The organism is Iodidimonas sp. MBR-22 (assembly GCF_029946565.1).
Classification (GTDB): Bacteria; Pseudomonadota; Alphaproteobacteria; order Sphingomonadales; family Rhodothalassiaceae; genus Iodidimonas; species Iodidimonas nitroreducens.
The window spans coordinates 23758-38418 of sequence record NZ_JARKVQ010000021.1 but is presented as its reverse complement, the minus strand read 5'-3'; the positions used below and the strand labels follow the sequence as shown (position 1 = coordinate 38418).

Here is a 14661-nt window from a genome sequence, read left to right as displayed (position 1 = left end):
TCAACCCGGCCCGTCACAACCGTGCCACGGCCCGAAATCGAAAACACATCTTCAATCGGCATCAAAAACGGCTTGTCGATCGGACGCTCAGGCGTCGGAATATAGCGATCAACTTCCGCCATCAATTCCAGAATCTTGGTCGCACCAATCTCGGGGTTCTTGTCTTCCAAAGCCGCAAGCGCCGAGCCCGAAACAATCGGAATATCATCCCCAGGAAATTCATAGGCGCTCAAAAGCTCACGAATCTCAAGCTCAACAAGCTCCAAAAGCTCTTCATCGTCAACCTGATCAACCTTGTTCAAAAACACAACAAGCGAAGGAACACCAACCTGACGCGCCAGCAGAATATGCTCGCGCGTTTGCGGCATCGGACCATCCGCAGCCGATACAACCAGAATCGCCCCATCCATCTGCGCCGCACCCGTGATCATGTTCTTCACATAATCCGCATGGCCCGGGCAATCCACATGCGCATAGTGACGGTTTTCCGTCTCATATTCCACATGCGAGGTCGAAATCGTGATCCCACGCTCCCGCTCCTCTGGCGCCTTATCAATATTCGCATAATCCGTGAACGTCGCCCCGCCCGTCAGCGCCAAAACCTTCGTAATCGCCGCCGTCAGCGTCGTCTTGCCATGGTCAACATGGCCAATCGTCCCGATATTTACGTGCGGCTTGTTCCGCTCAAATTTCGCCTTCGCCATTTCATGGTCCTTTGCTCGACTGTCAAATCTATGCGCGCCTTCTACAGGCGGGCTGGCTGAGCCGGGGCATCAACCCGCGCGCGACAGCCTACAGGGCGTCCTCATAATCACCGATTTTCCTCGGGTCAAGGGATTGTCTGCACCAAGGGCGCAGGCTTTTCATTTTCAGACTTTTCTGTGGAAAATACCAGTGGAGCGGGCGACGGGAATCGAACCCGTATCTCTAGCTTGGAAGGCTAGGGTCTTACCATTACACAACGCCCGCGCAGTTCTGGCCTTGCCTTGTCATCGGGCCGATCCCGGATGGTGGCCAAGTCTGGATGGCGGCCAAATTCGGATGGTGGCCAAGTCCGGATGGTGGAGGGGGCAGGATTCGAACCTGCGTAGGGAAACCCGGCAGATTTACAGTCTGCTGCCTTTAACCACTCGGCCACCCCTCCATATCCATGCGGCGATGATCGAACATCCATCCGCGTGGGGCCGGACTATCCGCAAATTGAACGGGTTGTCAACATTCCTCTCATGGAAAACTGCGTGGGCCTTGCACCTTTTTTCCCGACTGCCTATAGCACAGCCATGACCCAGACTGGAAAACCACGTAAAAACCACCCCTCTCGGCCAAAAGCTGCGCCCGAGCGCACAGAGAGCCGTGGGCCCGGACAAAAGAGCATGGCAGGGCAAAACCCCAACCACAAAACCGGGGCCAACCACAAAGCCGGGGCTGATCATAAACCCAAGCCCCATAATCCCAAGGCCCATAATCCCAAGGCTGGCCACCGCCCATCCCCGCCCAGCGGATTATTGATCCATGGCCGCCATGCGGTGATCGCGGCTTTGGCCAATCCCGCCCGGCACACCATCCGCCTCCATGCCACAGAAGCCGCCCACAAAGCCCTAGGGGCCGAGATCGACATCCCCCAAAGTCTGGCCGTCCGGCTCACCGATCCGCGCAATCTGGCCGCAATGGTGCCCGCCGAAACGCCGACTCAGGGGCTCGTTCTGGAAGCCCATCCTTTGCCGCCGCGCAGTCTCCATGATTTTCCACCCCAAAAGGATGGCCGATCCCTGATCATCATGCTCGATCAGGTCGAAGATCCCCATAATGTGGGGGCGATCCTGCGCAGTGCAGCGGTTTTTGGGGCGCAGTGTCTGATCACGCAAGATCGCCATGCACCACCCGAATCAGGGGTATTGGCCAAGGCGGCATCGGGCGCGCTGGATATCGTGCCCTGGGTGCGGGTGACCAATATTTCCGCCGCCCTCGATCAATTGGCAGAGATGGGTTATTGGCGGATTGGCCTTGCCGGTGAAGGCGACACCGATCTGGCACAGGTGGATTTAGGCCCGGCTCTGGTGCTGGTGCTGGGGGCCGAGGGGCGTGGTCTGCGCCCCCTGACCCGAAGCCATTGCGATATTCTGGCCAAAATTGCGCTGGCCCCCAGCCGGGGCCTGATCGATAGCCTCAATGTATCCAATGCGGCGGCTGTGGCCCTTTATGCCCTGAGCCAAGACCAGCCCTGAAAGAAAGGGCCGGATCGATCTGATGGTCGGGTTCAGTCTTTCAGCGCTTTTCGCGCACCTGCCCGCTGTTGATGAGGGCGATTGGCATGGCGGATCAACGCCAGTGGCAGATCGCTTGCAGGCAGGGTTTGGGCCAGAATGCGGGGATCAATCATCGAACATATCCTTCTTCTCGCTGTTGTTGCTTGCTATTTTTTATGGTGCGGCGGGCGGCAGCGCAGGGCCACGCACCCGCCGGTTTTTGGCTTAGATGCTATAGCGCCGGAACCAGATGGCGCCGTAAATGAAGGCCGCCGAAATCACCAGCCCCAGCCACAGATCGGCCTGCGCAAGGCTCTGGAAAAGCGGTGCAAAATCGGGGGCGGACAGGAAACGGACGAACGCGGGCATATCGGAATCGGTCATCGCCCCCGCCTTTTTGGCAAAGGAACTGCCCACAATCGCTTCCATCATCGGCGATGCGGCGAAATGCTGACCCACCCATCGCGCCAGATAATAGCTATCGAACAAAACCTTTTCGATCACCCCCAGAACAACCGGGGGCACCAGCGCAAACATGAAAGGCGCACGCGGGGCAAAAGAGCCGGCAAGCAGCACCCAGGCATAAATCGGCAAGGCCCACAATGCCCAGAACAGCATGTAAAAGGGCGTGTAGAGCCAATTCAGCACAATCGCCCCCAGCGGCCAGATCGCCCTCACCGGGCCGCCTTCCACCGCCCCGATCAGGCTGACCAGCAGCAAAAGCAGAAGCTGAAACACAATGCTGATAGCAATGAAGAGGGCGGGTGCCAAAAGCAGCGCCCCGGCCAGTTTGGTCATCACTTCGGCGGTATCGGACACCGGCATCGATTTCCAGAACAGAAAGCTGCGATCCCGGCGCTCTTCATAAAGCGCCCCCAAAAGGATGAAAAAGATGATGATCGGCAGCGCCATCAGGGCTGGCATGGTCATCGTGCTCAGAAACAAAATCACGGCTCCGGCGCGCAAGGGCGCATCCATTTCCGCCAGACTGTTCAATAAGCCGCCGAAATTTGAACCATGATCTCGATTGAGGAAATCGATATCCCCCAAGCCGAATAAAAAGGTGCCAACGGTCATCGCGGTCATCAGGGCCAGAATGATGATGGGGGCGATGATCATGCCGGATTTATGTTCGATGGCTTCCCGCCAAAGCAGGGCTTTGATCTTGTTCATTATGCGTCTCCCGACATTTTGGCGATGAAGATATCCGCAAGCGACATGCGCTTCACCGGCCCCAGCGCTTTCAGGGCGGCGCGATCCGCCCCTTCAAAGCAGAAAGAGGTGCGGCCCAGAGCCGTCCGCTCATAAAGCGGGTGAAGGGCGCGCGCTTCGGCCAGTTTCTCTGGCCCTGTCGTCACCTCGGCAAAGCGGCTTTCGAGATCCTCCATCGAGGCATCGAGGGTGATCGCCCCGTCTTTGATAAAGATCACATCGGTCAGGATATTTTCGATCTCTTCCACCTGATGGGTGGTGATGATGATGGTCCGTTCTTCATCGAAATAATCTTCTAAAAGATCGCGGTAGAACGCTTTACGGAAAAGAATATCAAGGCCCAGGGTCGGCTCGTCCAGAACCAGAAGCCGGGCATCGATCCCCATCACGATGGCCAGATGAAGCTGGGTGACCATGCCCTTCGACAAAGCCTTGATCGGCTTGTTCATGGGAATTTTGGTGCGCTCCAGATAAGAAAGGGTTTTGGCGCGGGAAAATTTCGGATGCACGCCTTCCACATAGGATAAAAGCTGCTGCACCTTCATGAAACGCGGCAAGGTCGCCACATCGGCGATGAAGCAGATATCCTGCATCAGGGCATCGCGCTTTTTCGCCGGATCAAGGCCCAGCACCCGCACCTCGCCCTCGGCCCTTATAAGCCCTAAAACCGCATTCAATAATGTGGTTTTGCCTGCGCCATTGGCGCCGATCACCCCATAAACCCGGCCAAGGGGGATGGTGAAGGAGCAGGGCTGCAAGGCCGTGAAGCGGCCATAGGATTTGCGCAGGCCCTGCGCCTCGATAATGGCGGGCCGCAGGGTCGCCGCATCAGTTTGCGACATCATTTCGTTCCTTCCTGTTCATCGAAAATCGCCAGCAGTCGTTCGCGATCAAGCCCCAGTGACAGGACCCGCTCCACGATGCGCGGCCATTCTTCTTGCAGAAATCGTCTGCGTTCATCTTCCAGAACCCTGTGGCGCGCCCCATCGATGATGAACATGCCAAGACCCCTGCGTTTTTCCACCAAACCCTCTGCCACCAGTTCCTGATAGGCTTTGGATGCCGTAATGGGATTGATTTGCAAATCCACGGCAATAGCCCGGACCGATGGCAGCGCTTCGCCTTCCTTGAGGTCTCCCTCGATGATGGCGTTCACAACCTTATCCCTGAGCTGCCGATAGATAGGCTGATCGTCCGTCCAATCCGACGTGATCATGAATGTCCTTTCCCTGGCAAAACCAAAAGCGTCAAACAAAGCATGAGGGGGGTGCCCACTCAGGCCCTGCACCGCTTACCCAATCGATCAAGGCTTCCAAAGCGGATCGCCGGGGGCTGCATCTGATGATGGATGCGCCCACCCCCCGATCCGCCATAAGGCAAAGTGCGTGGGCCCATGGCTGATCTGAAGGGGGATATTGGTAAAAGGGGTGATTGAAGGGCTAAGGATTTTTGCATGATGCTGCTCCTCGCTGTTATGACCATCGGGCCTCTCCTCTTTTTCGGAGTCGCTTCGCCGGTGATAGCCGTGCTGTCGTCGTTTTGCTGTCGTTCGTGGCGATTGATTCGTGCCATATCGCCTTGGTGTACTAGCTTAGTAAAACACCTATACGCATATGTCAAGACGCATCATCAAGCCTGCTGAAATTTTTTGCCGAAATTTGCGTCGAAATTTTTTTGGCGCTGTGTTTTTCAATTGATTCTGTTGGCAAGCGCGCATAGGGTCCGCCGCATGATGGGCGATCAGCCTGATCTATTATGTGCTGATCATGTTTTGGCCGGCTTAGCTCAGTTGGTAGAGCAGTGGTTTTGTAAACCGAAGGTCGGGGGCTCGAGTCCCTCAGCCGGCACCAGATTTTTCAATTATTTTGCCAGGCGATCCTGCCGCATTCATCGTCAGGGCCATGCGCTGCACGCGGCTCACGCCCAAAAAAATGCGCTAAGGCCGCAGCTGTCATTGTCTTGATTATCAATGGCTCAGCCTTATGCCTGCACGCCTTATAATACATTTTCATCTTGTTAATAACCTTTTCACGTATTGAGACGTAAATCATATTATCAGATTAATGCTCAAAAATTAGCCGCCATCCCCGCTATTTTTACGAGCTTCTAAAGTGGAAGACCGATCATGCATTTTTTATCCCGCGTCCGGATTGCGCCAAAAATCCTTTCAGTTGTGGCCCTTTTATCCCTGGTTGCCCTCTCGATCGCAGCCATCGGCATCATGACCATTCAAAAATATGATGAAATTGCCACGGAATCGACGCTGGCAGCACGCCGCGCCATTCTGGGTGAGAATACCAACGCCCTGATTTATGCCGTGGTGATGGATTCTCGCGGTGTTTACATGTCCACCGAAGCCGAAGCCGAAGCCGCAGAGCGCTATGCCAATGGGATGGACAAATTCATGGGTTTGATCAAAATCAATATGGATGAATGGCGCAGCATTGCATCTGAAAGGAATCTGGAAAATTTCAATGCACTGGATAAAACAGTCAGTGAATTCATTGCCTTCCGCACTGAATTGGCCCGCCTCGCCCGAGAGGAAAGCCCGGCCGCCGGTCGTGCCTGGGGGGATAATGATGCCAATCGTTCCAACCGCCGGGCCCTGAATGAATTGATGGTTAGACAGGCAAAGTTCAATGCCGAAGCCGTCACACAAAATGCTGAGCTGTTGCATACTTATTATAACAGGGCGCTTGAAATCATCCTGATCGTTGCCGCCATTGGCATTATCACGGGCGTTGGATTGGCACTGGCTATCGTCATTGGCGGACTGACCCGCCCCCTAACCCGGATGACCGGCAATATGGGTGAATTGGCCAACGGCCATTTAAACATCGATATTGGCGACACTGATCGTAAAGACGAAATTGGCGGCATGGCGCGTGCCCTGACCATCTTTAAAGAATCGATGATCCAGAACGAAGCTTTTAACGATGAAACTCGGCGGCAAGCCGATGAAATCAAGCGCCAATCAAAGGCAACCGAGCAGCAGGCGGAAGAGATTAAAAAATCATCTGAAGAAATTGCCCGCCAATCAGAAATGCAAGCACAAAGAGCCATCCTGCTTGGCCAGAAGATCGATGCCTTCAAAGACAATGCCAATACCGCATTGGCAGCGCTGATCGATGCCGCCAATTCGATGGATGAAACCGCAGTGGCGATGAAAACATCCGCTGATGAAGCCGCCGACCAATCCAATCGCGTTGCCAATGCCTCGGAAGAAGCCAGCACCAATGTTCACACGGTGGCCGCTGCATCTGAAGAAATGAGCAGTTCAATCGGCGAGATCGGTCGTCAGGTCGCGGAAGCGACCAAAATCACCGGCCGCGCTGTCGAAACCGCCGAGCGTTCAACTCATAATATGCGCACGCTCTCGCAATCCGCTGATCAGATCGGAGAGGTGGTGAAAATGATCAATGATATCGCCAGTCAAACCAATCTTTTGGCCCTGAATGCGACCATCGAAGCCGCCCGCGCCGGAGAAGCGGGAAAAGGTTTTGCCGTTGTCGCATCCGAAGTGAAAACCTTAGCCAATGAAAGCGCCCGGGCCACAGCAGAAATTGCCACGCAGATATCCCGCGTTCAAAGTGAGACCGAAGGGGCGGTGACGGCGATCCGGGAAATCTCCTCGATCATTGATCAGATCAATGAAATCGCCTCTGCCATTGCCGCCGCCATCGAGGAACAAGGTGCCGCAACGCAGGAAATTGCCCGGAATGTGCAGGAAGCGGCCAAGGGCACATCAGAGGTTTCATCCAATATCATTGGCGTCAATACATCTGTTGGAGAAACCAGACAGGATGCTGATAAAGTGGCGAAAACCGCTATCGCGCTCAAGGAAAATGCCGATGGCCTGCGCTTTCGGATCGAAACCTTCCTTGATGAAGTCAAGGCCGTCTAAAAGCGGCATAAAAAACCAGCCCTTCCATGAAATAAGCCCGTGGCGTGATGGCAAAATGGATCCTATCAGATGACGACGATTGCGCTTTATCTGGCGGCCGCTCTGGCAGAAATCGCCGGGTGCTTTGCCTTTTGGGCCTGGTTGCGCCTTGGTCAATCCGTTTGGTGGCTCGTTCCCGGCATTGGCAGCCTCATTCTCTTTGCTTTTTTGCTCAGCCATGCAGAGGCAGGATTTGCAGGCCGGGCCTATGCCGCCTATGGCGGGATTTATATTATGGCCTCGCTCCTTTGGTTATGGCTGGCGGAAGGAGCCAGGCCTGATCGCTGGGATCTAATGGGGGTGATACTGTGTCTGGCAGGGGCCGGGCTCATTCTTTGGGGGCCCAGAGTAAATTGAAAATGCGTAAATTGAAGTTCAGCAAACGGCTTATCGCCACTCAGTTCCCGATTTTCTAAACACCGATAGCATCATGGGTAATGCAATCTATTGGTATCCGCCTGACAAGAGAGTCCTGAGAGGGATTCCCCTTGTCGGCTGCGCATGCGAATCTGGGACATGCGCACAGGAATATCCATCACCGTTACCGCGACCGATCGCGCCCGCCTGAGGGCCCTTGTCAGGAACCGCAATTCGCCGCAAAAGCATGTCTGGCGCGCCCGCATCGTGCTTCTGACCGCCGACGGTCTCGGCACCAACGCCGTCATGCGCGAGACCCGCAAGTCGAAGACCTGCATGTGGCGCTGGCAGGAACGCTTCGCCGAGGATGGCGTCGCGGGCCCCTTGCGCGACAAGACGCACCCTTCGCGCATTCCGCCGCTGGGCGTGCAAGTGGCCGAGCGCGTGATCCCCCTGAGGCTGAAAGATCCGCCGGGCGAGACGACGCACTGGACCGCCGACTGATATTTTTTGGCGAAATTTTTTGACGCTGTTTTTTTCAATTGATTCTGCAGGCCAGCGCGCATACGGTCCGCCGCATTATGGGCGATCAGCCTCAATGTCTTGTGCTGATCTTGTTTTAGCCGGCTTAGCTCAGTTGGTAGAGCAGTGGTTTTGTAAACCGAAGGTCGGGGGTTCGAGTCCCTCAGCCGGCACCATTCCCCCCCGTCAGGGTGAGATCGGAACCACCCGCTCACGCTTCATCCGTATGCGCGCATGGTGCTCATGAAAGCAACGCTCTGTCTAGGCGTGAACCGAAACAACCCGATACAACGCACATATCTTTTATTGCCAAGCTGAATAATGTCCAGAACCTGTATCTGGCATCCAAAAATAGTCTTTACATAGTCATGATCAAATAGATGTGAAGCGTGCGCTGACGGCGTTGACGGGCGTTAGGAGTAGATTAAAACGAATATGTCGACAGTTTTGCAGCCATTAAGATGGTGCGTGGCCATGAACACAAAATTCAAAAATAAAAGAAAATTAGCATGAGAACGCTCAAAACTCTCCTTACAAGCGCTTTTAACTTTGGTGCTGGAAGTCTCGGTCTGGCAAATCAGGCAAATGCTGTCGTAGAAATTGGCCCGGATGTAATTATTGTTATCTGCGCGTCGGATGGCACAACAACGATTTGCAACTCCGCAGTTCTTGACCTTTAGTCATACTGTAAAATAAAAGCTGCGGGTGCTTTTGGCGCCTGCGGCCCCAGATAAAGGCCAAGATTGAAATGGTGCTTAACAGCCTGATCCTCCGCCAGACATTTCGCCAACTTAAACAGTTCGATATCAGCCGGACAATCGGTCTTGGCGGGCTTCTCATCGGCGTGTTCGCGCTCGGTCTGTCCCTTTTGCTTTATAGTCATGAAACCGGTTATGAGGATTGGCTGGAAAATCCCGATCGCATCTTTCGGGTGGAGATTGATTTAACGAACCTTAATGGGGGCGGGGAGGATATCATTCTCCCAACATCGCCGCCGGCTTTAGCAAGCGCACTTCAATCCAACATTAGAGGCGTGCGGCACGCAACCAGATTGGTTTCCCTCCCGAAAAACCTTCATTACGCTCCGCCAAATGAAGACATCACCGTAACCGCACAGTTTTTGGACGAGACCTTTTTCGAGGTGTTTCCATTTCCCGTGATCGCGGGGTCCGCGCAAGAGGCGCTGGCAGACCCAATGCGTGCCATCATGACACAAGACGAGGCGTTGCGCGTTTTTGGGTCCACCGATGTCGTCGGTCGGACCATCGAACTGGATAACGGCGTGGTTCTCACTGTGGGCGCCGTTCTGGCAGACCTGCCAACAAATACGCATTTCCGGTTTCGGGGCCTGCTGTTACCCATAACCTCGCCACTATCCGGATTTGCAGGGACAGGCGACGACAACTGGTTGACAAATAATGCTCTGACTTATGTGGAAACCCATGGCAAGCATTCAAAAGCATCTCTCGAACAGGAAACAGCCGAGATCCTTAAGCGCCTAAGTCCACTTGCAAAATTTGGCGGGCCGGGAGATTCAAACTATCCCCGGGTTCGCGTCCTTCCTGTTAACAGCCTTCATTTGCATCCGGAATCCGGTCGTATTGCACCAGATGGAATGAAGGACTATGGGAACGGTGATCTGGTGAAATCCTTCCTGTATATATCTGTTATGCTTATTTTTATCTGTTTATTCAATATAACGAATATTGAAATTTCCAAAATTGGAAGTCGAGAAAAAAGCTTTTATATCCATAAGATCTATGGCGCTAAATTTTCAGATCTTTTATAAATATCTTTACTGAAATTTTTGCTTTGATGATCATCATATCGACGATAGCATCAGCGTTTATATATTTTTCGGTTCCATTTCTGGAAAAATTAACACTTATAAAATTGGGAGAAATGAATACAAAATATGTTTTGATGTTTTTAATGACGACATCATTCATAACTATATTTTCGATCATATTGTCGATTTATGGGGCGCTGAAAACCATTTATATTGATCAGAAATACAAAATAGGCATCTTTACAAAAAATATATTTAACAATCAAATTTTATTATTCATACAATTCATTGTTATTTTTTTTATTACTATCACATCGATCATACATTATGATGATTACATCAGAATACTAAAATTTGATCGTGGTTTTGATACGTCACAAATATTCCGTATCGATTTCGACACTAAAGAAACCGTCTCGGAAGATATATTGCGCAACGCGGTTGTCAATCAATCGGGCCTGTATCTGACCAGTTCTTCTCCGTCCATTCCCGGAAAGCAGGAGTCAGCGACACCAATCGGACTTGGGCATATCAAGACGCTTGAAGATCTGATGTTCAATGCCTCCGAAATTTCGGTCGCAGAGCATTTTGACACAGTTTTTGACATTGATGTTATCGCGGGAAGATGGTTTTCCGCTGAACGATCGCTTGATTTCTACAAGACTGATGATCAGACCGGCGCAATCCGATCTGTTGTCATTACCCGCTCGACGGTCGAAAAACTTGGGCTCGAAACCCCTGAAAAGGCCCTGGGAGAAATCATAACGTTTTTCGATATTGCATCTGGGCTCACGCCCCTGCGCATCATCGGGGTCGTGGATAATCTCTATTTTGGGGACTTAAATGCGGAGAGATTCTATTTTTTCGTGATGCCCGATAAATTTAAAAGTAAATCTTACTATATTAAAACCGATCATTCTTTGGATATACTTGGATTTAAAAATACTATCGTGAATCGCTTGCCGTCATTTAAGGATATTGAAGAAATAAGCATCAATACACTAAAATTTCATTATGACCAAATGCAAAGCGAAAAAAAGAACAATATAGAAATAGTCATAATTTCCACAGTGATGTTCATGCTTGTTGCAGTAACAGGATTATTTTCAATGATTTACCGGTCAATGATTAAATCCATTAAGGAAATATGCATCAGGCGTCTTATGGGTGCAGATGTGTTTTCTGTTACTTTATTTATTATAAGGAAATATATTTATAATATTTTGTTGGCATGTACACTGGGAAGTTTTGCCGCCTATGCATGGAATGCTAACTGGTTAAATGAACGTATTGATAGTGTGCATATAAATATTACACATTTTATGACATCTTATTTAATTGTACTGCTATCCTGCATTTCAGTATTTTCTGTTATATATACAATTATATCAAATATCTCTGTTTTAAAAACTTTAAATATTAACGAATGATAACATCAAAAAAGGAATAGCTAATGCGTGAAGCATTTAAAGTTCTGTTTTGTTCGGCGCTTCTTTCAATTTACGCCTTTACTAGCAATGCCCAGCAAGAAGATCACCAGCCAAACGGGTTAGCAGGCATTTGGGGTGGGGAAATGCGCTTAAGCGGGAACGCGCTTGATATAAACATTGAATTTGAGGTCAATGACGCGGGTGCCTATAAGGCGCACATCATCAGTGAAGGCGATGGTCAGTCTACACCCATCTCGAATGTCGTTTTCAATCCGCCATCCGTCACCTTTCAGCTTAATACGTCCGGCTTGCCACTGAAATTCGATGGTGAACTGACAGGAAAAACCCTTCAAGGGCCTCTGTCAGTCGAAATGTTGGATAAAGTCATTGGTGAACTCGTCCTCAGAAAGAAGCCCGAAGCCCAATGAAGCCCAAGCGTGTCCTGCCAGAATCAGACCGCACAAATCGGGACAAGTGTTTTCAGAATTGGGCAAAAATACAATCCTGACCTATAGCCCTTAGGCGCTTTTCTGCCGTTATATTGAAAGCGTCCTGCCCACACCGCGCCCCTTCCTGGCCTTGTAGGCGCTTGCGCGCAGACCATGCGGCCTCATTTCATCACAGATTTTCATTGCAAATAAGAATCGTTCGCATTATTAAAAGCAGATCGCCGGGTGCGTTGATCAAAGCTCCCCGGCATCATGCTCAGCCAGCCGCCGCGATGGTCTTCTCGATGGTCTGCCAGCCAAGCCTCAACAGTTTTGAACCGCTGCTCAAGAGCGGGCTTGGAAGGGAGAACGGGCTATGGGGATCAGGCATCTATCAAAACAATTAAGGCCGGCTGGCGCGTGCGTGGCTTTGGGCACCTGCTTGCTCATCAATGAGGCCATGGCAGATGAGACGTCAGGAACTGACGAGAGCCAAATGGCTACCCAGATGACCAGCATGGCCGCCCATGAGGGCATCGAGGAAATCACCGTCACCGCCACCCGCACGGAACGGCCGATCTTTACCACCCCCTTTTCGGTTTCGGTGATTAATGCCAGTGACATCGAGCTGTTTCAGCCCTTCAGCTATGCCGATGTGTTTGAAGGCACCCCCGGTCTTTCCATTCAGGGCGGTGCCCGGCGGATCGCCGAAGAACCGTCGATTCGCGGCTTTTCCGATCAGCAATTGGTGCTGCGCATTGATGGAGCACGGCAGAATTTCGATCTGGCCCATCGGGGCCGGTTTTTTGTCGATCCCGATCTCGTGCAGCGCATCGAAGTGGTGCGCGGCAGCGCCTCGGCCCTTTATGGCAGCGGGGCCCTCGGCGGCGTGATCTCCCTTGAAACCAAGGGCGCGGATGATCTGCTGGCCGCAGGCGATGATCTGGGGGGCCGGGCCAAGCTGGGTTATCAGGGTAATGGCAATGAATTTCTCGCATCAGGCGGGCTTTTTGGCCGGTCTGGCAAGATCGATGCCTTCGCCAATATCATCTATCGCGAGGTTTTCGACGATCTGGAAGATGGCAGTGGCGAAACCATCCTCGATAGCCGTGATCGTCTGCTGAATGGGCTTTTAAAGCTTGGCATCACCCCTGCCGAGCATCACCGCATCGAAATCACTGCCGAGGTTTTTGACAATGATGGCCATAACCCCACGGCGGCCGACGATATTTCAAGCCCTTCCACCGTGGTGGATCGCGATAGCACCGAATATGCCCTGCGCAGCCAATACAGCTACGCCGACCCGGATCATCCCTGGCTCGATTTCGGGGTCAGCGCCTATTATCAAAGCATCGACATCACCGAAGATCGCTTCATCGACGGGCGGCTCGATCAATCCGAATTTGAAAGCTTCGGCATCGATCTGCACAATACCACCCGCCTCATCCCGGCTCGAAATACGAAAATCGCCCTTACCTATGGTTTTGAATTTTTCGAAGACAGCCAATCGGGCACCCGCAATGGTGCCGCCCGGATCGAATTTCCCGATGCCGAACGCAGCTTCATCGCAGGCTATGCTCAGGCTGAAATCGATCTGTTTGATGGCATCCTCACCCTTGTGCCCGGCATCCGCATCGACAGTTTTGCAATGCGCCCCGAAGGCAATTTTGCCAAACGCACGGAAACCGATGCCTCGCCACGCTTTTCCATCGGCATCAAACCCACCGAATGGCTTTATCTGTGGGGCGGCTGGGCGCAGGCTTTTCGCGCACCATCTTTAAGCGAGCTGTTCAATGATGGTGTTCATTTCACCATCCCCAATGGGCTGGGGCCCAATACTTTAGTCATCAATGAATTCCGCCCAACCCCGCTGCTGGCCCCCGAAGATGCCGAAAGTTTTGAAGCCGGGGCGCGGATCAGGCGGCGGGGGCTTTTCATGGCCAAAGACAGCTTCGAGATCAGCGGCAATTATTTCTCATCCGATATCGATGATTTCGTCGATACCGTGGTCACCTTCATCGATCCCGCAAAACCGCCGGTTTTCACACCACCTTTGGGGCCGATCACCTTTTTTGGCTCTACCACCAATGTCAATATCCGGGCGCGCCTCAGCGGATTTGAAGGCGAAATAACCTATGACAGCCCCATTTTTTCTGCCTCGGTCAGCGGCTTTACCGTTGATGGCGATAACCGCGATACGGGCTCAGGGCTTGGGTCGATCCCCCAGGATAGCCTCACCTTCAGCCTGAAGGCCAAGCTCCCCCGATATGGCTGGCAGGTGGGGGGCCGGGCCAGCATCGCCGCTGCGCAAAATGATGTGCCAGACGGCAGTGTGACCACCGAAAGCTATGAAACGGTTGATCTTTTTGCCAACTGGTCGCCGCAGAGGGGCGTTTTGCCCGCTATGCTGGAAGGCACCGTGATGACCATCGGGATCGATAATCTGTTTGATGAAACCTTCTCGATCCATCCCACGGTCATTCGCCAACCGGGCCGCAGCGTGCGCCTTACCCTCTCCCGGCAGTTCTGATCAAGACCCTCAATAATAAGGAGCCACACATGACCTCAAAACCCGCCCGCAAGGATCAGCCGGATCAACCGCCACCGCGCATTGCGAGCGACACGCTTTTGCGCGGCGGGCGCGAGATCATCATCATCCACAACAACAGCGAATATCATCTGCGGCTAACAGCACAGGAAAAGCTGATCCTGACCAAATAAAGCCGCCGCCAAA

The 14661-nt window shown here is 52.5% G+C and carries 14 protein-coding genes, 4 tRNA genes and 1 pseudogene; 11 read left to right on the top strand and 8 right to left on the bottom strand.

The window, feature by feature from the left end; translation table 11 throughout:
• The 3 genes from QK300_RS12710 to QK300_RS12700 all read right to left on the bottom strand — a co-directional run.
• A partial coding sequence (locus QK300_RS12710) for a GTP-binding protein (protein ID WP_281302079.1) occupies nucleotides 1–704 on the bottom strand: 704 nt, incomplete at its 3' end.
• 191 nt (nucleotides 705–895) lie between these two features.
• Nucleotides 896–969 (bottom strand) — tRNA-Gly (locus QK300_RS12705).
• Nucleotides 970–1059: 90 nt separating this feature from the next.
• Nucleotides 1060–1144: transfer RNA gene (locus tag QK300_RS12700), tRNA-Tyr, on the bottom strand.
• Between the two features lie 229 nt (nucleotides 1145–1373).
• Here QK300_RS12700 and QK300_RS12695 point away from each other — a divergent pair.
• Entirely contained in the window at nucleotides 1374–2225 is an 852-nt protein-coding gene (locus tag QK300_RS12695) for an RNA methyltransferase (RefSeq protein ID WP_281302080.1), read from the top strand.
• A gap of 32 nt (nucleotides 2226–2257) precedes the next feature.
• Here the strand turns inward: QK300_RS12695 and QK300_RS12690 are convergent, their stop codons facing one another.
• The 5 genes from QK300_RS12690 to QK300_RS12670 form a co-directional block, all read right to left on the bottom strand.
• Nucleotides 2258–2380, bottom strand: coding sequence for a hypothetical protein (locus tag QK300_RS12690; RefSeq protein WP_281302081.1), 123 nt, complete (start codon nucleotides 2378–2380; stop codon nucleotides 2258–2260).
• 91 nt (nucleotides 2381–2471) lie between these two features.
• Complete coding sequence (locus QK300_RS12685; RefSeq protein ID WP_281302082.1) at nucleotides 2472–3419, bottom strand: hypothetical protein; 948 nt, start codon at nucleotides 3417–3419, stop codon at nucleotides 2472–2474.
• Entirely contained in the window at nucleotides 3419–4300 is an 882-nt protein-coding gene (locus QK300_RS12680; protein WP_281320854.1) for an ABC transporter ATP-binding protein, read from the bottom strand. The genes QK300_RS12685 and QK300_RS12680 overlap by 1 nt, the downstream gene beginning before the upstream one ends.
• Nucleotides 4300–4674, bottom strand: a complete 375-nt coding sequence (locus QK300_RS12675; RefSeq protein WP_042084152.1) for a GntR family transcriptional regulator — start codon at nucleotides 4672–4674, stop codon at nucleotides 4300–4302. The genes QK300_RS12680 and QK300_RS12675 overlap by 1 nt, the downstream gene beginning before the upstream one ends.
• Nucleotides 4675–4733: 59 nt before the next feature.
• Nucleotides 4734–4913, bottom strand: a complete 180-nt coding sequence (locus QK300_RS12670; protein WP_281302084.1) for a hypothetical protein — start codon at nucleotides 4911–4913, stop codon at nucleotides 4734–4736.
• A 319-nt stretch (nucleotides 4914–5232) separates the two neighbouring features.
• Here QK300_RS12670 and QK300_RS12665 point away from each other — a divergent pair.
• The 10 genes and pseudogenes from QK300_RS12665 (at nucleotide 5233) to QK300_RS12620 (ending at nucleotide 14648) form a co-directional block, all read left to right on the top strand.
• Nucleotides 5233–5308, top strand: a tRNA-Thr gene (locus tag QK300_RS12665).
• A 275-nt stretch (nucleotides 5309–5583) separates the two neighbouring features.
• Entirely contained in the window at nucleotides 5584–7362 is a 1779-nt protein-coding gene (locus QK300_RS12660; protein ID WP_281302085.1) for a HAMP domain-containing methyl-accepting chemotaxis protein, read from the top strand.
• Between the two features lie 69 nt (nucleotides 7363–7431).
• Complete coding sequence (locus QK300_RS12655) at nucleotides 7432–7758, top strand: YnfA family protein (RefSeq protein WP_281302086.1); 327 nt, start codon at nucleotides 7432–7434, stop codon at nucleotides 7756–7758.
• Nucleotides 7759–7917: 159 nt separating this feature from the next.
• A pseudogene (locus QK300_RS12650) lies at nucleotides 7918–8163 on the top strand (helix-turn-helix domain-containing protein); the annotation flags it as partial.
• A 217-nt stretch (nucleotides 8164–8380) separates the two neighbouring features.
• Nucleotides 8381–8456, top strand: a tRNA-Thr gene (locus QK300_RS12645).
• A 572-nt stretch (nucleotides 8457–9028) separates the two neighbouring features.
• Nucleotides 9029–10069 (top strand): ABC transporter permease, encoded by a 1041-nt coding sequence (locus QK300_RS12640; protein WP_281302087.1) that lies wholly within the window; start codon nucleotides 9029–9031, stop codon nucleotides 10067–10069.
• 26 nt (nucleotides 10070–10095) lie between these two features.
• A complete protein-coding gene (locus QK300_RS12635) occupies nucleotides 10096–11499 on the top strand; it encodes an ABC transporter permease (RefSeq protein ID WP_281302088.1) in 1404 nt (467 codons plus the stop codon).
• 23 nt (nucleotides 11500–11522) lie between these two features.
• On the top strand, nucleotides 11523–11927 hold the full coding sequence (locus tag QK300_RS12630; protein ID WP_281302089.1) for a hypothetical protein: 405 nt from the start codon (nucleotides 11523–11525) through the stop codon (nucleotides 11925–11927).
• A gap of 508 nt (nucleotides 11928–12435) precedes the next feature.
• Nucleotides 12436–14457 (top strand): TonB-dependent hemoglobin/transferrin/lactoferrin family receptor, encoded by a 2022-nt coding sequence (locus QK300_RS12625; RefSeq protein WP_281302090.1) that lies wholly within the window; start codon nucleotides 12436–12438, stop codon nucleotides 14455–14457.
• Nucleotides 14458–14486: 29 nt separating this feature from the next.
• A complete protein-coding gene (locus QK300_RS12620; protein WP_081836988.1) occupies nucleotides 14487–14648 on the top strand; it encodes a hemin uptake protein HemP in 162 nt (53 codons plus the stop codon).
• The last annotated feature ends 13 nt before the right edge of the window (nucleotides 14649–14661 follow it).